Annotated in this window: 26 protein-coding genes; 18 read left to right on the top strand and 8 right to left on the bottom strand. The window is 37.7% G+C overall.

Annotation, left to right across the window (positions count from 1 at the left end):
* Positions 1–45: 45 nt before the first annotated feature.
* The 7 genes from WC623_RS22365 to WC623_RS22335 all read right to left on the bottom strand — a co-directional run bounded on the left by WC623_RS22365 (position 46) and on the right by WC623_RS22335 (position 2,994).
* Positions 46–252 (bottom strand): hypothetical protein, encoded by a 207-nt coding sequence (locus tag WC623_RS22365; RefSeq protein ID WP_372855451.1) that lies wholly within the window; start codon positions 250–252, stop codon positions 46–48.
* Positions 200–523 (bottom strand): polysaccharide biosynthesis C-terminal domain-containing protein, encoded by a 324-nt coding sequence (locus WC623_RS22360; protein ID WP_372855346.1) that lies wholly within the window; start codon positions 521–523, stop codon positions 200–202. The genes WC623_RS22365 and WC623_RS22360 overlap by 53 nt, the downstream gene beginning before the upstream one ends.
* 279 nt (positions 524–802) lie before the next feature.
* The gene (locus WC623_RS22355; protein WP_372855344.1) at positions 803–1,018 is read right to left on the bottom strand and encodes a hypothetical protein; all 216 of its coding nucleotides are present in this window, start codon (positions 1,016–1,018) and stop codon (positions 803–805) included.
* A gap of 1 nt (position 1,019) precedes the next feature.
* On the bottom strand, positions 1,020–1,238 hold the full coding sequence (locus tag WC623_RS22350; protein ID WP_372855342.1) for a hypothetical protein: 219 nt from the start codon (positions 1,236–1,238) through the stop codon (positions 1,020–1,022).
* Between the two features lie 494 nt (positions 1,239–1,732).
* Complete coding sequence (locus WC623_RS22345; RefSeq protein ID WP_372855340.1) at positions 1,733–1,915, bottom strand: hypothetical protein; 183 nt, start codon at positions 1,913–1,915, stop codon at positions 1,733–1,735.
* A 33-nt stretch (positions 1,916–1,948) separates the two neighbouring features.
* The gene (locus tag WC623_RS22340; protein WP_372855338.1) at positions 1,949–2,374 is read right to left on the bottom strand and encodes a GIY-YIG nuclease family protein; all 426 of its coding nucleotides are present in this window, start codon (positions 2,372–2,374) and stop codon (positions 1,949–1,951) included.
* A complete protein-coding gene (locus tag WC623_RS22335; protein WP_372855336.1) occupies positions 2,374–2,994 on the bottom strand; it encodes a recombinase family protein in 621 nt (206 codons plus the stop codon). The genes WC623_RS22340 and WC623_RS22335 overlap by 1 nt, the downstream gene beginning before the upstream one ends.
* A 153-nt stretch (positions 2,995–3,147) precedes the next feature.
* On the opposite strand from WC623_RS22335, the gene WC623_RS22330 reads away from it, so the two are divergent.
* The 17 genes from WC623_RS22330 to WC623_RS22250 all read left to right on the top strand — a co-directional run bounded on the left by WC623_RS22330 (position 3,148) and on the right by WC623_RS22250 (position 16,956).
* Positions 3,148–3,360, top strand: a complete 213-nt coding sequence (locus WC623_RS22330; RefSeq protein ID WP_372855334.1) for a hypothetical protein — start codon at positions 3,148–3,150, stop codon at positions 3,358–3,360.
* 159 nt (positions 3,361–3,519) lie between these two features.
* Complete coding sequence (locus WC623_RS22325; protein WP_372855332.1) at positions 3,520–3,780, top strand: hypothetical protein; 261 nt, start codon at positions 3,520–3,522, stop codon at positions 3,778–3,780.
* A gap of 244 nt (positions 3,781–4,024) precedes the next feature.
* Entirely contained in the window at positions 4,025–4,468 is a 444-nt protein-coding gene (locus tag WC623_RS22320) for a hypothetical protein (protein WP_372855330.1), read from the top strand.
* Position 4,469: 1 nt separating this feature from the next.
* A complete protein-coding gene (locus WC623_RS22315) occupies positions 4,470–4,688 on the top strand; it encodes a hypothetical protein (RefSeq protein ID WP_372855328.1) in 219 nt (72 codons plus the stop codon).
* A 403-nt stretch (positions 4,689–5,091) separates the two neighbouring features.
* On the top strand, positions 5,092–5,382 hold the full coding sequence (locus WC623_RS22310) for a hypothetical protein (RefSeq protein ID WP_372855326.1): 291 nt from the start codon (positions 5,092–5,094) through the stop codon (positions 5,380–5,382).
* A complete protein-coding gene (locus WC623_RS22305; protein WP_372855324.1) occupies positions 5,360–5,545 on the top strand; it encodes a hypothetical protein in 186 nt (61 codons plus the stop codon). Before WC623_RS22310 ends, WC623_RS22305 begins: the two co-directional genes overlap by 23 nt.
* Before the next feature lie 254 nt (positions 5,546–5,799).
* The gene (locus tag WC623_RS22300; protein ID WP_372855322.1) at positions 5,800–6,003 is read left to right on the top strand and encodes a hypothetical protein; all 204 of its coding nucleotides are present in this window, start codon (positions 5,800–5,802) and stop codon (positions 6,001–6,003) included.
* A gap of 77 nt (positions 6,004–6,080) precedes the next feature.
* Complete coding sequence (locus tag WC623_RS22295; RefSeq protein WP_372855320.1) at positions 6,081–7,202, top strand: hypothetical protein; 1,122 nt, start codon at positions 6,081–6,083, stop codon at positions 7,200–7,202.
* A 4-nt stretch (positions 7,203–7,206) separates the two neighbouring features.
* Positions 7,207–8,370, top strand: coding sequence for a hypothetical protein (locus WC623_RS22290; protein WP_372855318.1), 1,164 nt, complete (start codon positions 7,207–7,209; stop codon positions 8,368–8,370).
* A complete protein-coding gene (locus WC623_RS22285) occupies positions 8,360–9,007 on the top strand; it encodes a hypothetical protein (protein ID WP_372855316.1) in 648 nt (215 codons plus the stop codon). The genes WC623_RS22290 and WC623_RS22285 overlap by 11 nt, the downstream gene beginning before the upstream one ends.
* Entirely contained in the window at positions 9,004–10,269 is a 1,266-nt protein-coding gene (locus tag WC623_RS22280; RefSeq protein WP_372855314.1) for a helicase HerA domain-containing protein, read from the top strand. Before WC623_RS22285 ends, WC623_RS22280 begins: the two co-directional genes overlap by 4 nt.
* 7 nt (positions 10,270–10,276) lie before the next feature.
* Complete coding sequence (locus WC623_RS22275; protein WP_372855312.1) at positions 10,277–11,695, top strand: hypothetical protein; 1,419 nt, start codon at positions 10,277–10,279, stop codon at positions 11,693–11,695.
* Positions 11,692–12,102: a hypothetical protein gene (locus tag WC623_RS22270; protein ID WP_372855310.1), complete on the top strand. Its 411-nt coding sequence runs from the start codon at positions 11,692–11,694 to the stop codon at positions 12,100–12,102. Before WC623_RS22275 ends, WC623_RS22270 begins: the two co-directional genes overlap by 4 nt.
* Before the next feature lie 1,219 nt (positions 12,103–13,321).
* Positions 13,322–14,515: a hypothetical protein gene (locus WC623_RS22265; RefSeq protein WP_372855308.1), complete on the top strand. Its 1,194-nt coding sequence runs from the start codon at positions 13,322–13,324 to the stop codon at positions 14,513–14,515.
* Between the two features lie 47 nt (positions 14,516–14,562).
* Positions 14,563–15,369: a carboxypeptidase-like regulatory domain-containing protein gene (locus tag WC623_RS22260; protein ID WP_372855306.1), complete on the top strand. Its 807-nt coding sequence runs from the start codon at positions 14,563–14,565 to the stop codon at positions 15,367–15,369.
* Between the two features lie 227 nt (positions 15,370–15,596).
* A complete protein-coding gene (locus WC623_RS22255) occupies positions 15,597–16,379 on the top strand; it encodes a CPBP family intramembrane glutamic endopeptidase (protein ID WP_372855304.1) in 783 nt (260 codons plus the stop codon).
* The gene (locus WC623_RS22250; protein WP_372855302.1) at positions 16,369–16,956 is read left to right on the top strand and encodes a hypothetical protein; all 588 of its coding nucleotides are present in this window, start codon (positions 16,369–16,371) and stop codon (positions 16,954–16,956) included. The genes WC623_RS22255 and WC623_RS22250 overlap by 11 nt, the downstream gene beginning before the upstream one ends.
* A 137-nt stretch (positions 16,957–17,093) precedes the next feature.
* Here the strand turns inward: WC623_RS22250 and WC623_RS22245 are convergent, their stop codons facing one another.
* Positions 17,094–17,339 (bottom strand): hypothetical protein, encoded by a 246-nt coding sequence (locus WC623_RS22245; RefSeq protein ID WP_372855300.1) that lies wholly within the window; start codon positions 17,337–17,339, stop codon positions 17,094–17,096.
* Positions 17,340–17,489: 150 nt separating this feature from the next.
* Here WC623_RS22245 and WC623_RS22240 point away from each other — a divergent pair, with 150 nt between their 5' ends.
* On the top strand, positions 17,490–18,713 hold the full coding sequence (locus tag WC623_RS22240) for an alginate lyase family protein (RefSeq protein WP_372855298.1): 1,224 nt from the start codon (positions 17,490–17,492) through the stop codon (positions 18,711–18,713).
* Positions 18,714–18,730 lie beyond the last annotated feature (17 nt).

Here is an 18,730-nt window from a genome sequence, read left to right as displayed (position 1 = left end):
TATTTCCAGATCCAATATATGATTTTAATTTTGAAATATAACAATCTAAATCTGTAACATCGAATCCCATTTAATACTCTGAGTCTCACTTGATTTATCCCACTGTACAGAAGTAGTATCAATACCCCACAAACCCTCATTATCTATTGTTGCTTTATATCCGGTGTGTTCGAATACATACCTCAAATATGATATATGTTTAGATTTGTGGTACATGCATTTCGTCCACCTCCATCCCGCGATCCAGCTCATAATGTGCCGTGATCATTAACTGGATCGTATTTGTTATAAGTAATGTGACTGCCGCACCCACAACCCCGTAAATTGGTATTAATACTAAATTCAGAACCACATTCACTCCGTCCGATACTAGACCGATCATAGTAATTACTCCGGTTTTTCCTTGAACGAATATTGTGTTTGATATAATAGCCGATACCTCGTACATGATTGTGGACATTACAAATATCGGTATCAAGGTATAAGTATGCTGTGCAATTTCAACTGTGGTAAAAATTGTCATCACTTCTTTTGCGAATTTTGTTTATGGTAAATTCCCGTGAATAAATAGTCCTATAAACACCCCTATTAACATTAAAATGATATAATATATTATCTTTTTAATCATGAGACTCGTCCTCCTTTGTAGTTTCTCTCAATTCGGGCTTCTTTTTTCAGTACGATATACGCAGTGACCAACCTTCCAGCATATTCAGTCCCTACGCTGATTTGACCGGAAGCACCTACACGCTTATGAATGACAAGTGCATCATCTGAGTCGATTATAATTCGTTCTGCCATTTCAATCACCAATCCATATAGAAGCATATACAATAATACGTTTCTTACATTGTGAACAGTTCCCCTCTGCAATGTTCTTTGGTCTTCCTGTAATCCGAATGGGTTGTGATTCGTCTAATGGCAACTCTTCGATAGATTTACATGAACATTCTACAAAAATACCACGTTCGTACTTTGTTAGAGGAAATTTTATTTCGGATTCTAGGCTTTCACTCATACTATTTCCCATCTGCCATTTCCATCAATTCGGTAGATACTCCTGCTAGTGTAAGTATTGCACTCCGTAACTCACCCGCAATATCTGTTCCACCATTATGGATTAACCTTTCGTCTTCTGTCATGTACTTCTTCAAAATTCTAAATGCATCATCTGCCATTTCCTCTGCATCTGATACAAGTTCTTCCGCCTTTTCAAAATCTTTTTTATTTATTTTCATAGTGTTTCCTCAAAAAATTAATGATAAATTGTCTCTAAATATTTAACTTCTGCACAATATCCACAGTGTGCTTCATAATATTCATTATCAGGGGCAAGATATGGTTTGTATCTCTTATCTATTTTCTCGTGTGGTTTTGCACCCACGACTTTTCGAAACGCCTTTAAAAATTCCTGGCATTTATTCATATTTTTATCGCTCCTATGTCTGTATTTCTGGCTTCAATTTGTAGACCCAACACAAATATTTTTACCTTTCTATTGCAGGATTCACATAGGTGTATCCTCTCTTTTCGATGTTTCTCATTTTCGTCTATATCTTGGGTATATATCCCAAATGTTTGAGAGCAAGCACCTAAATCCATTTGTATATCACAAATTCCACATTTTACCATTTCATTTTCCTCCTTATTATAGTGTATCACACTACAATACACTAATACACACTAATAGTATTTAAAGGTATCTTAAAATCGTATATATAAAAAATAATACCTACTTGTCTTGTAGGCATTCTTTTAGAAACTCTTTTCTTATTTCTTCAAGTCTTACTTCTCTAGCTTTGATTTCCTTACTTCTATCCACTTTTTCAGAACGTAGAGACTCAATTTCGTTGAATAGTTTACGTATTTCTGTTTCGTATTTTTCAGGGATTTTCACTTGTGTTTGCTTTTTCATTTGTATTACCTCTTATTATTTATGCCATTGTATTCACCGTAGCGGAATGTCTTTCAAAGCTGCCCGCTGCATTTCAATCAATATGTTATTATTTTCTGTTGGTATATCGTTATATTTCGGTTGATACATATCAATATAAATTCGTTCAATTCCATCAATACTGTAAAGTAATTCTGTTGTTGGAACTATAACCACATCTTCAATATCGTCTTTATCGCTTATTGCAGAACTGTAAGGACTTATTCCTAAATGCTGGGCGATTCTGCTTTGGATATTTACTGATTGTCCGATATAGATAATATTATTAGATTTATTTAAAATTGCGTATATCCCACTTATCTTAGGTATAGCTTCATTCTTTAACTGATACTTGCCAGTTGGAGGATGAAACTTAGAAATGCATGGTCTTGCTTTATATCGTGTAAGTTTAGATAGTTCTGGTATGTTTATTTGAATCATTATTTTCTATCCTTTATTTTGTTATATAGTGTTTTTTTAGTCATTCCAAGCATCTTTGCAATAGACGGTACGGATATTTGCTTTTCAATCATTTCATCGAATTTCTTCCAGTCCACTTTTTTAGGTGGTCTATGCATAGGTTTTCCGGATTTAGTACCATTCTTTAAAGCATGTTTTATCCCCGCCTGTGTTCGTTCAAGGATTAAGTCATGCTCAAAGTCATTGAAAAGAACAAAGATACCAAATTGTAGCCTTCCGTGTGGGGTAGTAGTATCAAGTTGTTCTTTAATCAAAATCAATTCTTTATTATTATGAGTAAGATTGGTCTTTGCTTCAAGAACAAAATTAGTTGATCTTCCAAACCTTGACAAAGTATGACATATAATCCCATCGCATGAGTTTTCAGGTTCAAGTATTATTTTCATCATCTTATCATAGTTGGGTCTATACTCATAAGCACTTGAATCATTGTCAATAAACCATTTTAAGATTTCAATGTTATTTGCTTGAGCATAGTTTGTAATAGCATCTTTTTGAATTTTGATGCCAGACTCTAAATCTATACTTTCTCGACAATAAGCATAGAATTTCTTAGTTTCTGCGTTTGGTGTAAGAACCATATCCTTATAGATGATACGTTAGTATAAAAAGCTTATCCTTTTAAAAGTGCTAACTTATTACTCCGATGGAAACTAACCAATATCTTTATAAGGATGTACGTAGTATGTATGTATGTACGTACCAATATGCTAAGATAAAAGGAGGATAAGAAAATGATAAACAAGGAAGCAATAGAAAAATTAAAGTCTGAAACAAAAATAGGCGATAAATTCGGAGTGTATTATAATGGTAAAACTTTCAAGAATTATACTGAAGTTGTAAGATTCAACGATAAATCTGTGTGGCTTAAATGTGAGTCCGTTAGCCGAGAATCATGGAATACGGTATTAACTTACTTAAGAATGAAAGTATATCAAAAGGTTTAAATTTTTGAGGTGAACTACTATGGCAAAAGGACATTTTAGAAATTGGGAAACATATCGATGTGAAAAGTGTGGTTTCAGTGAATATGTCAAATACTCTAAAAATAAGGGTATTTGCCCAGATTGTAAAATTGCCCTGAAAATAATATGAGGTAAACTACTATGAAAAAAATAGAAATACATAATTGTATAGAGTGCCCAAATAAAAAAAATACCTCTAATATACAGGGAGCTTTTTGTGATAAGGCAAAGAAATTTTTAGGAAAAGAATTAACAATTATTCCTAAATGGTGTCCATTACCAGACGATGGTGTCTTTGAAGAATACTGTGGCGCATGTCTAAAGATAAAACCGAATTGTATCGATGATCCACACAGTAATCTTGGAAATCCGAGTTTTATATGTCTGGATTGTTTGAGGTAAATCATGAAATTACAATGTAAACGCCCTGACTGCAAACACTGTTGGGAATATACTGGACTTAAGAACTATCCTGCTCAAGTATCCTGCCCGATTTGTGGGAATAAACTGAGATTACCGAAGCCAACGCCAAAAGAAGACTCAACATGACAAATCCATTGATGGTTCATCATCAACCGTAAACTTGACAGAACCATCGAACACCAAAGTATATATACCTTCAAACCAATTAACATGTGGTGATAACATGAATTTCAAAGACAAATGCATAGAATTCTCAACTAAGAGAAATAACGAACAAAAAATCAAGCAAGAAAGAAGAGATCAAGTATTCATCGAAAAAGCGACAGATAATATTCGAAAAGTTTTCAGTTTGGGAACAAATAAATATGACGCCATTGAATCATTCAGTGGCATAATCGACGTAAAAAGAAAAGGTGGATATATAATTTTCACCGTGGATAACATAGATTTTTATATTAGTTCTGATGACAAAATAAATGTCATCAAAACATGCGACATATGTGGTGACAAATATTGGCACCCTGTTGAATGTCTTGCCGATATCGGCAATGTAATCAATACTCCACATCCAGATAATGGTTGCCGACGTATCAAAGAGCACACCGAAAAAATCCCAGTAGAACAACAACTTGTAAACCTGATCCACCAAATCGCACGAGAAGAATAAGATGCAATCAACATCACTTGATAACACATTACCACAAGAACCACCATCAGAAAAACAGATGTGTGGCTCTTTTTTCGTTGGAAAAGATGGTCTTGAGGCAAGTATTCGGCTTGACCTTAATGTGCAGCACAAGAACTACAAACAATTCAAAAAAGCCCTTGACGATATAATTGACCAATTCGAAGGCGATGGCCTGATTGTGTATATGAGTGGTGTGTGATAAATGCCATCAGGAGATACAGGACTCATGCGCGTTAAAAGAAGCGTGAAATCAAGAACAAAATACTGTAAGTCTAAACATTGGGCGGAGTGTACCTATGGCACTCTGACAGAGAGAAATGCTAAGATATGTGCATTACAATTCTGCCACTACAAAACCGCCGATGGTTGCAGAACAGTGGTATTTGCCGGAGGGAATGTTGAAAAAGAACGAAATTCCTTACATGGCTTAAATTCATAACAATCATCGTCGTTATCACTTTAGCCATCGGTTTCATCTCTACAACAATATCATTGTACCCAGAACATTATAACGTATTATTATGGATACTTGTTATTTTTGGTATCCACCACTATACAATTGGAAAAGTAAAAGAATGAGAATACAAGTAAGGAATAATCAAATGACAAAAATAATAATTATAGACAAATGTTCACATTGTCCTTATAGGAAAACAACAGGAAAGAAGTTTTTTGGAAAAAATATCCATTATGTTTGTTTAAATTCAACAACAACATATACATTCGATCCAGAGAGCCAACCAAGAGAAATCGTAGATATAAATACAATTCCGGAATGGTGCAGATTGAAAGAAGCGATTCCGAATTTAAGGGGATTGCAACACGAGTACGATATAAAAGAAATGATGAAGAAATATCTAGGCGAGAAAAATGAAACAGTGGGAAGAATTTGATTTAACAACCGGAAAACCAACCGGTCAGACAATGCTATTTATGGATGGAATTACACCTGAGTATTACCTGAATATCTGTAATTCTGGATGGATAATGAGTGATTCAGGTAAGACATGTATGAATCCAAAAAGCGACAAGACATGGCATATAAGAAAGTCATGAAAGAGGTAACAATAAACTAATTCTCCTTGCCATCTCCCAATACTTCTTTTTTCTTGCCTTTAAATTTCACTTATAGGACGATTTCTTACCGCGTCCTATATCAAACTACCCCACCAAGTCCTATAACTCAAATTTAACCGCACCTCTACGCTTCCTATTTTCCGAAATTTAGTGAATAATTAAATAATTATTCCGTTATTCCATTATTTAACTCAAATCCTTTATATACAAATACAATACTTATATTCTTCATTATGTCTAAAAATATCCCCGTTAATGACCCAATATTTAATTCTTTTAGCCAGTTCAAAGAATTTACAGCTAAATTAATTGGTGACAGAAAATTAACTAATGATAAATTCCTTGAAATGTTAATGAATGATTTTACAATGAAACCTCAAGTTCTTGAGTACATTAAAAAAGATGAAGAAATAATCAAAAAATTATCTAAGGTGTAACCATGAACAGAAAACTACTCTTAATCTTATTTGCCATTACATTTCTGACCAGCACAGCGATGGGTGCGGATAATTTCATGGTCACATCTACTATGGAAACAGTTCAGGCAACAGGAGGAGCAAATGCATGGTCAACACCAATATCATTCACGCTTAACTTGACGGATTCCAAAACCATATATGGTACGACTGTAACATATGCGGATATCGGTAATCAAAATACCATAATACTGTTCCGTATCGTGGGCGGGACAGCAACCGATGCAGCGCTTGGGAAATCACAATCTGCGTGTATCAAAGGAACATGCATAAACACGCCAAATGAAACAACTCCTCAGAACGTCGGTGATATCCGACTCACTGTTACAGACATAAAATTACTCACAACATCTTCTGCCAACACATCCGGAGGTTCCGGAGAACCAATAGATGTGTACTTGAAACCAGACTCATCCAACCGGATCAATGTACCAAAGGATGATGCATCAGCAACTTTCGACATAATCCAATATAATCAGAAATCGGGCTGGTCGTCAAGCACATCACAAAAATCCCTTAATCTATATATTCACCGCAACTACGGCGAAATATCAATCATGTCTGTTGAAACAGATGGTATATATGATGATTTCCAGCCGGTACAGGGCGAAGATACGATGTATTATGTCCTGAAATCAAATACGAAATACACATTTAAAATCAAATCCACCACTACTGGAACATGGTCAACGGAAAAAACCAATACCTACACAATTACAATCAAAGGACTGGCAGAATCAACATCATCCTCAAAAACCGCACCGCTTCCAACTGCACCGTATGATGTAGTTGTTGGTGTAATCAAGACCATGCCAATGTCGGAGAATGGAAAATTCGACACATTAGGTGGAGTAACAATATCGTCACAGACTGCAAATACTCATGATCTGACTTTCAGCCAACCAGGTACATACACACTCATCTACAAGACAGATTCTGGCACAACACAGCAAGTAGTATTCAATGCAGCATCAAAACAAGATGGTGTCGCACCTGTTGCAACAGTAAAGGCTAACCAGGTTCAACCCACTGTCGGAGGATTCGACACCAATATGATATTGATAATCCTCGGTGCGGTTATTGTTATCGTGATTTTCTACATGAAGAAAAAGAAAGGCGGTGGCGGGAATCACATACAATCGGGTAATAGAATAGGTTAACCAAATGACCGAAATAAATTTTGCATATCGGTCTTACTGGTTGTTACCACATATCTCATTAATTGAGACTACTGGTAAAGGATTTGCCGTGACACCAATAGGAATATACGATCCTGAATATGGTATTAGGGCACCGCCATATGTACCAGGAAAGTTCCTTGATGAAACCGGTAAGACAGTATATCCCGATGACATGTATCGTGACCATGAGGCATTGTTTTTCGCAATAAAACATAAACCTCTCGGTAATTTTCCATACCTGCGCAATATTGGCGATGGTCATTTTCACGACAAGTATATTGTTTCCACGAATGACATATCTCCAAATTCCGTAAAATGTGTCGACCCAGACGGTAACATACTCATATGGGGAAACCTGAAGCAAAACCCGCCACATTCAGAAACACTATGGAATAATCGACAACTCACATTAATAGAAATCACACCGCAGCTTTCACCCGAAGAATTACAAGAGCTGGCACTTAATGAAGATTATGTATCAAAAGTTCTTCAAGAAAACAAGAAATCAATAGCAGATGTCTATAAACACAGGAATGAAAACCGACTTCTAGTAACCCGTGTTGCCGGTGGTCTATCCACAATCGCATTACTACAGGCAAAAATAAGCAGTCTCCTTGACAATTATGAATTGATGATGGAAGAAGTGATTAACCTGCGTCTCGAAGTCAAAAAAGACATGAACAAAGGAATAAAACTAGCCGAGGGAAAATATGGTATCAATGCGCCATGGGATAAAGTTCACGACGATGAAATGAAAAAGACAGTAGAACAGATTCGTCTGGAAATGCGTAAAATCACCGCTATGGCAGAAGCAGATGGTGTGATGAACGATCCGATGAAAGCAATGTTATTCCAGCAGGTGCGAACGGTACTTGGTGATGATTTTATCCGTAACATCATCGGTACATCAGTGCAGACACAACCAGTTACACCGGTATCACCAACACAGCAGGTAATGAACTATGCAGCACAGCATGACAATAAACAATTATCTGATACCGAATTACAACTCCGCATCAAAGAAATGTTAGATAAAATGGAAAGAGAACAATCAACACCTAACTCGGCCACCGCACCAAACCAGGAACAACCACCGCAAATAATCATCGGCGGAAAACCACTACAGGCACAACAATATGTCAGATAACGAACTACAGGCACCGATAGTAAAAGAACCACTCGACCTAGAATTATCTGACAGTGAAAGAGAAAAACTTAAGGAAATCGCAACCGACCTTTACATACTGGTTTCCCAGATAAAAACACCATTTGAAACACTTGAAACACTGATGCAAAGAAAAGTCATTGTCAACGATAAATTACATTTCCAGCTAAATGAAGAAGAGGATATAGAATTTTTCCAGAAAATCCTGAGTCTCAATCAAACACTTGGCGCGGCGCATAGCACACTGGATTCATATATCAGGTTCACGAAATCATCACCCGATTTCGATAAATTCCTCAATATAATCTATAACTTCGTCCAGAATTACAATTTCCATCGTGGCACACTTTTTTTTCAGTACAACGCAGAACTGGGCGTTTATCTGTATCCATACTTTGATGTTGACCCAGCTCTGAAAAAAATGAATCTGTTATATCATCGCTTATGTGGCACCCTTGGTGTAGGCGGCCGATATATTGAGATCCAACCACCATCAACCCGATCTTCTACAGACCCATCCGACAACTTTATGCGGCCACCATACGAACCATATCTTCCATATCAACAAACTGAGTATAAACCAAAATCAAGAGACATAGGAGATGCATTCGATACATGAGCGCAATTACATTTCTCGATCGTCGGATGCCGCAAACCGGTGTTGCACATACTCCATTCAGGCGCATCCACCCCGGACGTACACATCCCATCACACAACGAAAAGACGAGATACCGCGTCAGGAACGCGCAATCAGGATTGGAGACCACATCAACCCGTACACTGGTGAAATATTCCCAGGTCAATCATATCTTCCATTCTCCAAAATTGTCGGTACCAACTGGGCAATAGGCGTATTCGGATCAAGTGGCAGTGGAAAAAGCGTCGCTATGCGTAACCTTATTGAATATTTTTCCATCGTGGAGGGACGATGTGTAATCATTTTTGATGATACAAAAAACCAGTACTGGTCATTCAAACATAAACAAGACCGAGAACCAATGATAGCGAAACTTCGTTCACTTGATATCGAACCTGTTGCGATACCCGAAGTCATCGTTTATTCGCCATCATATGATGAACCAGTACTCGGATTAGATACTATGCGACGAGATTTTCACGTAGACAAACTTTTATCCATAAAAACATCTGCCATCACCGCAGAAGCATTTTTTGAACTGGGTAATGTAGATGCTACAGGACGAATGTACCACAATCAATTAAAACGAATCCTGAATATTCCGAATCACGAGAAGACAATTGATTATATCAAAACACAACTTTCCACGGGTATGGAAGATCCGACACTCAAACGGTCAATCTCATCACTGATAAATATTTTTGACCCACTTTGTCTCATGGGAATAATCAGAGACGATGGCACAGATGTAAAAGAAATGCTTCACCCACCCCGTGCAAACCGACCCGGCCGCATATCCGTAATCAACCTTGGAACATCAAAAGCAAATGATTGCCGTAAAAATGCAATTGTTTCTACCATCTGCCAGCAGATTTTTGACGCAATGCGTGCAGACAGGACACTACAACCTGTAATAGTACTCGATGAAGCCAAATCCTATATCGGGAAAAAAGCATCAGATGCAACATCAGATGGATTTTCACTTATTCATCTACAGGCTCGTGCATGGGGAGCAACTCGTATCTGGGGATACCAGAACCAGGATGATATACAGGAATGGGTCTTCAACGGAAACACACCATATTTTATCCAGATGTCAAAATCTCTCACGTTAAAGAACGGAACCACACTAAGTGGGTCAGGATTTGCGCACATATTCATAAACGGCAGTGGCGACCCATCCATCCCCGACCTCGATATGTATGCAAAAATCCTCCCTTGTAAAACAAAACACGTAGATTAAATTCACTATGTACACAAAACCATCACCAAAATTCGATACGGTACTGAACGAACTCATATTTGAATGTAGTATATGCCACAAATGGAAGCCGCAGCGTCAAATACAAATTCACGATGGATTCGATACCTGCATCGACTGCGATGAGCCAGTGAAAACAAATCCACAACACGACCTTCCAAAAGTTATCATCAACGGCGATGTAATACTTCCTACTCCAACGGCTTTTAACTTGTTCTATGACGATTTTCTGTTCTTCAAGCAACCAATCATCCCATCTCTTAATGGCACAACTCTGTTACTGACATCCGGTAAACAACAAATCCAACTCAGTCTCACTGGTATCATTCAACTCTTACTTGAAAAATATCAACATCCGCAACTATATGAATCTCATTTCCAGACCACATCACCAGAATTACAAGTCCAGATACGTGAATCGTATACATCTATCCAGGATTTTCTTTCATCCTGCCTGCGCCGTTTCGATAAAATTATCCTCTTCGATGATCCACGAATCTCAGAATTTGCCAAATCATACTACACAATATGTTCAGTACCTCTCAACCTGAAAATTCAATACATGGAATGGGAAAAAACCCTGATTTCAGCCTACGTTTCCCAAGAAATCCAGAAAGGTCTCCATGAAAAAGACAAAGAACTTAACCGTATCCGTCAGGATTACATGACAAAACTTGACCAGGAACGAAATGGAAACAATGCAAAGAAAGAAGCATACATCCGGGAAATCCATACTTTACAGTCCACTGTCGAATCTCTCAACTCTGCCCATGCCCGCATGAAAGAAGAATCTACTAACAACAAAAACCTATCCGACGAGTTGTATGAAAAAATAAAATCACTCGAACATACTAACGGAGACCTTGAACTCGAACTGTCTAAGGTGAAAGCAAAATCCGACGACCTTGAAAAACAGATGAAAAGGTTTGAAAAACAGACATGGACACAAATAATGGGTTTCACGCCGGAACACCCGACATACATCAACAAAGTTGCCGGAGAAACAGTATCATTCCCATGTCCTCTCTCATCTTTCGCATCTAAATATAGTTTCCATGAACTCAAAGACGGAGAGATGATTTACAAATCAAAAGATTCCGACGCATTATTTTCCGTCCCTGAAGCACTGGACACTATGTTAATATCAGAGTCCCGTTCCGATGAAACAACTACACCGGAACCTTCTACGAAAGAAAAAACCAAAACACCAAAATACATGGAACTCTTGGAATTCATACCATACGGCGAATCTGGTGCTATAGGATTCGCGGCGTTATCAGAATTATCAGGTGTAGATAAAACAAATCTTTCACGATATGTTAAAACACTCAAAGTCAGTGAACTAATAGAAGAGAAATTTGATATTACAGAAAAACTAAGAAAAGTGTATAGGATTGATGAAACTTGAAAGAAAAAAATAAATTCAATGAAACAAAATTCCTTATACTTTCGGTAATCCATGACTCTGACAAATACTTATCATCAAGAGAAATATCTGAATTATCAGGAGTCGATCTTCATACAGTACGAGACCAATTAAGCAGGCTGGTTGGAGTACAACGTGCAAAACAATCCGGATATATCTGGAGATACCAAAATCCCAATCTCACAAAATGCAAAGACCGATACCTTTACCGATACCTGAAAAACAAAGGGCGTCGCATATATGAAAAATATGCTGAATACAAAGAATTAACCAGAGTAACAGGAATAGAAATCCCATTAATCTGGCCAAGACATGGAATAGAAAAAAGTAATATTGTAAAAGCAAGACAACTCTATGCAAAACTCAACTCCACAATCTCGAAAAGATAAAACAACCTCCTCGCACAACGAACAACTGTGGTGGCTGTACAAGCTATGATTACAACTTTACAATTCTACAAATTTACAACTACACATGACTGAAAATCCTCCAAACCGAGAACAAATCCTACTGGATATAGAAAATAAAAACGACATACGTAATGTCAAACCGGAATATCGTGTCGTCTTGGATATGCTTCAGATAACCACGCCTACGTCAATACAAGACCTGATAAATGACATCAATGAAGAATACAAATGTGAGATGTTCAACTACAAGCAACTTTATGATACCGTCAAATCCCTTTCTAAGATCAATGTTGTCCACATCAATGAATTAAAACAAATCTCAATCGACCCGAATTACATCCTGAAATCCCAACCCGCTACCATTCCCGTGTACCAAATGTATGTACTTATCGGAACAGTTGTATTCCTCATGATAACACTGGTGTTCAACCAGATGATACCAATATCAATCACTGCTTTGATAACAAGTATTCTTTGTACGGCAACTCATCTGTACAGTAACCGATAATTTTAAATATTATGTATACGTATAATGATTTGGATGCGTGGCACATTTTTATACAACCCACCAACACTCCCTATTCCCACGCATCCCCTATCCAACTAACAAGGTGATAACAAATGTCAGAACAAAAATCAGAGTACAATAACTTCACAAAACTCTGGGACACGTCAGTAATAATAATATGCGGACTTATTTTCTTGAATATAATAAATCATATGACAGAATTCATTATACATGATGATCCGAGATTATTACTTAAGTTGATTGCATATGCACTATCAAGTATATTAGCATTTATTATAGTCTGTGTTATATTTGGTATTTTGTTATCGGAAAATAGTATTAAAATTATCGATACATGCGCATATAATATTACTGTTGTTATAGCATTCCCATTCTTCATATGTATGTTAGCGACAGTAATTATTTTTTTATTGTTTTTCCTCTAACAAAACATTTTCTTATTTTTTAAAATCACGATACGTCTTTTTTCATGTCTCCCGTGTGTCTTTCGAAATCTCGAATTTTTCAACATTGTTCACACTTCCTTGAAAAACGGACTTTTCGAAATTTCGAAATGAAAAATTCAAAATTTCGAAATGAAAAACGATAAGTTTCTTTATATACCCCAACATAACCAATTAGTTGTATCTGTTCAAAAAATTTACTTTTGAACAGGAGGTTAAGAAAAAAATGACTAAACAAGATAAAGGAAATCTCCTTAAAATACTCGCAATAGTAGCCGTGGTGCTAGTTGGATATTGGATGTTCACTGCGCCATCAAGCACACCGACACCGACAACAGGATCGCTTTTATCGGGGCAAATTTCACCGCAGGGCGGAGAACCTGTTAGAAATACAGTTATTGTTCAACAGGCTGCAGCTCCAGTCAGTATGACCCCTGTAACCGGAACAATCACATTGAAACCCCTGAGTGCAACCGGTGCATCCGGTGTTACGTCAAATATGGTCTTACTTGATCAATCATATGCAGTCTATAATGAGAGAGGTGCATTTGATGAACAGGCAACAAGATATAAGATCATGAAACAGATAGCTGATTACGGCGTATCAACACTCAAATCATATGCAGGCGGACAGCCAGCAATACTCACTCCATCATCTGGCGCATGGTCACAGTCAATCACCGGCGCAATTGGTGATAAGTTCGTAGTTTTCACAGCAGTCGGCGCATCCTTGAATACAGCACCGGCAAAAGAAATCAACGCATCAACCGCAAAACTCGCAACAATCACTGATTTCAACCGTGCAACAGAAAATTTCTTCGTTACACTGAACGATGGAAAATCCACATGGTCACTCTTTGATTATGCAGCATACAACTTTACCGATACCACATTCCAGGACAGGACAAATTACACTGTCGGCGATGGTGGAACAGCAGCAGTATCACAGACTGTAACATTCTATTCGAATGCAACCGCAACCGGTGCAGGATGTTTCGACTGCGCAATATACATGAAAGCAGATAAGAACTATACAAGCAAATTCAAAGACCTTGTAATCTCTGCCCGCGCAGTTAAACCAGGATCAACCGAACCATCAAGTGTGAAGTTCACATCCCTGAGAGTTGGCGATACCGACTTGGCAGCACAGGTACTTCCGAGCGCAAATACAACTGAAGCAGTCTACTTTGTTGGGTATATCCCCGATAACTTTGACACTGTCAGAACAGCATCAGACAAGAATCACCTGACATGGACTCTAACCACCGATACATACGGCAGTGACGAGTACGTCAGACTGTACATTGTCCACAATGCAAGAGCAATGGGCACCACAAATGGTATCTTTGATGCAGACCCTGAAATAATGGAAATCCAGTTAAGCAATAGTGCTTCAAGCGGATTCGACGTGGCAATTTAAGAATGATTGTGGCATAGCCCACATCATTTTTTAAAATGAGGAAACATATGAAGAAATCAATAATCGTACTGTTCATGGTCATAACAGTAGCACTATTTATACAGAGTGCATCTGCCGCAGTTTACTACTTGAACGGTACAGTCAATGCTTCCGATACCACGCTGGGATTATCAGGTGTCACCGTCACTGGAAACACCACAAACACTACAACCACTAACGCTAATGGATTCTGGTCACTGGCTAACAACAACAACGGTACTGTGTCGTTGACCTTCAAGGCTAATGGTTACACAACAAAATCAAACAATACTTTGATCAATGCCGCAAGTAACTTCAGTAACCAGACACTGACCATTATAACGCCGACACTCACTGTAGCGGAATCAAGTGTAACTCGTAACGCTGCTACACTAACGGCAACTATAACAGCAACCGATACAGTGAATAATAACTATGTTGGGACTCGTGTCAGATACAGTAAAGATTCAGGTCTTGCGAATTCATTTACCACCAGTTGGACTAATACAAGTGCGACACCCGCATTTACGTTATCCAACCTCGATCTTGGTGTGAAATGGTATTATTCAGTCGATACCTACAATTCGGCAAACGGATCTTATACAGCAAGTTCGACAGGTGACTTCACGACACTGAAAGGTGCATATGATGAAACACGTGACTTGAGTAATGTACCACTAGATGTCCAAATAGCGCAACAGAACCAGGCAGGTCTCGTAGGTGCATCAATCCTGAATCCCCAGACACCGGAAGAAGAAAATACAAGAAATCGTAACATAATCGTCTTTATCCTCGTCGTAGGACTAGTATACGTACTATTCTTTACCAAGAAATAAAGACAATTATTTTTTATTTTTTTATTAAAATTTCACAAGAGTCTTCTTTATATACTTTAAGTATAATGATATATTACAACTATGGAAAATCCCAACTGCCACTGCTTGAAATGTGATCGAAAATGGTTTTCAAAATTACGTAAGTATGCTAACATTTTACCGAAAGCATGTCCCCAATGTCATAGGTATGACTGGATGAACCCAAGAATACGCAAACGGAGAACCTAATGAAATTTGACATTCAATCATCATCTGCTGTTTCCGGATATCTGATACTTTCCGGTTTATTCAGTGCATTTTTTGCATACTTATTACAAGATCCGATGTATTTTGGTTTTAGTCTATTCATATTTGCAGGACTTGCTTTGGCCGCAAGTAATGATACTGGAAAAGGAACAGTCGCACAAGACCTGACCAAACTTGGATGGTCATCGACAAATATCTTCACAGTTGTGCCTCTTGGAATAGCAGGAGGCATAATTGGATTAATTATTGGCTCGTTCATCGTCAGTAACGTAGAAATGAATATCCTTGTACCCGATTTATCTACTATTGCACAATATTTCACTTCAGCCAGTGTAGTACCGGCAGGACTTGCAACTACAGCAAATATCGTGGGTACTGTAATGGTAGTTGCTCCCGCCGAAGAAGTCCTTAAACTTATCCTTGCTCCGTTCGCCTTGAAATCAATATTCAAAAATACAGTAGTTGCGCTATTTCTTTCTATTCTCTTTTGGACAGCAATGCATATACCGACATTTATTGCACAGGGCGCATCGACATCCATGTATCTCGTACTTGTAATATTTGGTATTATAGGCGCAGTATTGTTATTCATAACACAGAATATTCTTTCCGCAATCATTGCCCATGCAACTTTCAATATTGGAGTAATCTTGTCATCTGCAAGCGGAGATATATTTGGAGTACTTACCGTAATTGCGATTATATCTATCGTCATGTATATCTGGTTCAAGAGTCCGGAAAAAAGAGGTCGTCATGCAAGATAACGAACAGCTCGTAAAATCCATCATCATTATAGCTCTCGTTTCCTCACTATTTGTATTCAGCAGCATCGTAATATCCAGTTATCCACAACATATCCTTCTTGGAAACGATACGGTAATTAATAATGCAGTCGGTAACTTTATCAATAACACCGTAAATGTTCGCGGAAACCAGGTTCAATTCGCGTCTAACGATATTATAACTCTTAACGGACGTGAATACATCAAAATCACGGGTCGGCAAGTGCAGGTTGGTAATAGCACATACGCTAGTGGTATCCGAACCATTAACCCGTCAGTTTCTCAGAATATCCTATTTGAACAAAAGATTGGTACAATGAATATTAACAATGCCGGAAAAGTCATTGTAGATTCAACTGAAATTGTGCTTATCCCAATTACAACAACTGCGATACGAATTTCATCAACAACTGATAATTTTGATATTGAATTCGTAAACAATATCGCATATGTCAAAGTCCAGAATGTTCTTCTCAAACTCACCAACGACGGAACCACTATCAACACCTACCTTGTCGGTACCGATAAACATCAACAGATACTATTCGTGGTGATATGAATGGTGAGAAAAGAAAGCACCGACTACCTGTATCTATCAATTCTCACCGGCTTCATAGTCATCGGACTCGGTACACTTATTCATGACCCATATTTACATTCATTTATTGCAATTATCAATGGATGGCCAGTTACCGATTATACTAGCGGGCTAGCAACCGGATCAACAGATATCCTGGCGTCAATTAATGCATCCACCCCTAGCCTGTGGATATATTTCATGTTCCCATCCATGTCAATATACATAATTTCATTTACTCTGCTCCTATACAATCCTAACCGTTTGATAATAATCGTGGGTCTTCTTCTTCTGATGCTAAATTTTGCATCATTACTCCCAAATATACCCGGTTCGGATGCATACAATGCAGTACAACTTCTCATATCACGTGGCTGGTCAGAAGTATCAGCATATACACTTCATTATATCATCACTTTTATAATAATATTAATCCTTTTATTGTTCCTCTATATTGGTATCGAAAACAATCCTAAAGATGCAAGGTCAAGATCATCAAATATATTTAGATAAATATGGTAAAATTCAAGATTGAAAAATGGTTAATGTTTGAAACAGTTATATTTATAGTTATTATTTTAATGGTTGCCGGAGAACAATTACCGATAGACACACCAATAAACGTAACACCTACTCCAACACCTACCCCTACCCCTACATCAACCCCTGCACCATCGGGAAATCACCCAAATATATATCTTAATACAAATGAGATAACCAATATCAAAAACAAAATATCTTTAGGACAGCAGCCGTGGAAAGGTGCATATGATAAATTCATGTCCGAAGATGTTCCATCAGCATTAGGTACAACAATTCAAAGTGTTACTTATGGTGGGAAAACTCCTCCTAGTGGAGATATTCACGATTATTTTTCTGAACCACCGTATATAAGTGATGGTGTTTTTGACCCAAATGCAGATAGGACAGACTACAACTCGGCAATGGTAATTGGAAAAGCGGTGCGAGACCTAGGGCTGGCGTATGCACTTACAGGAGACAATAAATATGCAGATAAAGCAATACAACTTATCAATGCATGGACAGTCAATCCTGCAACAAAAATGAATCCAAAAGTTACGACCTTTAATAGTCAGGCTTATATTGAAATACCAATTACAATTACTGGCATGTACTACGGTGCTGATTTAATATGGAATTATCAGGGCTGGAATATCAACGACAAGAACGCATTCAAAACCTGGGTTGGGAGTACAAGTACCAGCCGTGGAAGAACCAAAGAGTTGAACCCACAAAATTATGAAAACTGGAAAATATTATTTATCAGCTCATCTGCAGTGATAACCGGTAACAGTAATGATATGGATTGGTCATTCCAGTATTGGAAAGAACTTATCCCCAAACAAATTAATACTCAAGGCCAAATAATCAACGAACTTAGTAGAACAAGATCGCTTTTCTATTCGATTTATTCAATCAATGCGATGACACAAACTGCGGAAATTGCCCGCCATCAAAACATGGACTTGTATAATTATAAAACTGGTGACGGAAGAGGACTCGAACTGGCTTATGACTATCATGCTCCGTATTTAGCAGGTAAATTAACATGGCCGTATCAAGAACTGCGACCAGACCTATTGGAATATGCAACATATGAAAATGCTTATTCATTTAAACAAAAATCTTCTTACATGGATGTTATCAATAGAGGAGTACGACCTCTATATGAAAAGAGAACTATGGGAGCAGTAACTCTAACACATGCGCATGTATAAGTATATATACCTAACGA

The organism is Pedobacter sp., assembly GCF_041645105.1.
Lineage (GTDB): Bacteria > Bacteroidota > Bacteroidia > Sphingobacteriales > Sphingobacteriaceae > Pedobacter.
Note: the sequence above shows the minus strand (reverse complement) of the source record. Positions and strands in the feature narration are given on the sequence as shown.

Coding starts and splice junctions, on each gene's coding strand:
- WC623_RS22365 (WP_372855451.1), bottom strand. CDS start 252: ATGAGCTGGATCGCGGGATGGAGGTGGACGAAATGCATGTACCACAAA.
- WC623_RS22360 (WP_372855346.1), bottom strand. CDS start 523: ATGACAATTTTTACCACAGTTGAAATTGCACAGCATACTTATACCTTG.
- WC623_RS22355 (WP_372855344.1), bottom strand. CDS start 1,018: ATGAGTGAAAGCCTAGAATCCGAAATAAAATTTCCTCTAACAAAGTAC.
- WC623_RS22350 (WP_372855342.1), bottom strand. CDS start 1,238: ATGAAAATAAATAAAAAAGATTTTGAAAAGGCGGAAGAACTTGTATCA.
- WC623_RS22345 (WP_372855340.1), bottom strand. CDS start 1,915: ATGAAAAAGCAAACACAAGTGAAAATCCCTGAAAAATACGAAACAGAA.
- WC623_RS22340 (WP_372855338.1), bottom strand. CDS start 2,374: ATGATTCAAATAAACATACCAGAACTATCTAAACTTACACGATATAAA.
- WC623_RS22335 (WP_372855336.1), bottom strand. CDS start 2,994: ATGGTTCTTACACCAAACGCAGAAACTAAGAAATTCTATGCTTATTGT.
- WC623_RS22330 (WP_372855334.1), top strand. CDS start 3,148: ATGATAAACAAGGAAGCAATAGAAAAATTAAAGTCTGAAACAAAAATA.
- WC623_RS22325 (WP_372855332.1), top strand. CDS start 3,520: ATGAAAAAAATAGAAATACATAATTGTATAGAGTGCCCAAATAAAAAA.
- WC623_RS22320 (WP_372855330.1), top strand. CDS start 4,025: ATGAATTTCAAAGACAAATGCATAGAATTCTCAACTAAGAGAAATAAC.
- WC623_RS22315 (WP_372855328.1), top strand. CDS start 4,470: ATGCAATCAACATCACTTGATAACACATTACCACAAGAACCACCATCA.
- WC623_RS22310 (WP_372855326.1), top strand. CDS start 5,092: ATGACAAAAATAATAATTATAGACAAATGTTCACATTGTCCTTATAGG.
- WC623_RS22305 (WP_372855324.1), top strand. CDS start 5,360: ATGAAACAGTGGGAAGAATTTGATTTAACAACCGGAAAACCAACCGGT.
- WC623_RS22300 (WP_372855322.1), top strand. CDS start 5,800: ATGTCTAAAAATATCCCCGTTAATGACCCAATATTTAATTCTTTTAGC.
- WC623_RS22295 (WP_372855320.1), top strand. CDS start 6,081: ATGGTCACATCTACTATGGAAACAGTTCAGGCAACAGGAGGAGCAAAT.
- WC623_RS22290 (WP_372855318.1), top strand. CDS start 7,207: ATGACCGAAATAAATTTTGCATATCGGTCTTACTGGTTGTTACCACAT.
- WC623_RS22285 (WP_372855316.1), top strand. CDS start 8,360: ATGTCAGATAACGAACTACAGGCACCGATAGTAAAAGAACCACTCGAC.
- WC623_RS22280 (WP_372855314.1), top strand. CDS start 9,004: ATGAGCGCAATTACATTTCTCGATCGTCGGATGCCGCAAACCGGTGTT.
- WC623_RS22275 (WP_372855312.1), top strand. CDS start 10,277: ATGTACACAAAACCATCACCAAAATTCGATACGGTACTGAACGAACTC.
- WC623_RS22265 (WP_372855308.1), top strand. CDS start 13,322: ATGACTAAACAAGATAAAGGAAATCTCCTTAAAATACTCGCAATAGTA.
- WC623_RS22260 (WP_372855306.1), top strand. CDS start 14,563: ATGAAGAAATCAATAATCGTACTGTTCATGGTCATAACAGTAGCACTA.
- WC623_RS22255 (WP_372855304.1), top strand. CDS start 15,597: ATGAAATTTGACATTCAATCATCATCTGCTGTTTCCGGATATCTGATA.
- WC623_RS22250 (WP_372855302.1), top strand. CDS start 16,369: ATGCAAGATAACGAACAGCTCGTAAAATCCATCATCATTATAGCTCTC.
- WC623_RS22245 (WP_372855300.1), bottom strand. CDS start 17,339: ATGAGAAGTTGTACTGCATTGTATGCATCCGAACCGGGTATATTTGGG.
- WC623_RS22240 (WP_372855298.1), top strand. CDS start 17,490: ATGGTAAAATTCAAGATTGAAAAATGGTTAATGTTTGAAACAGTTATA.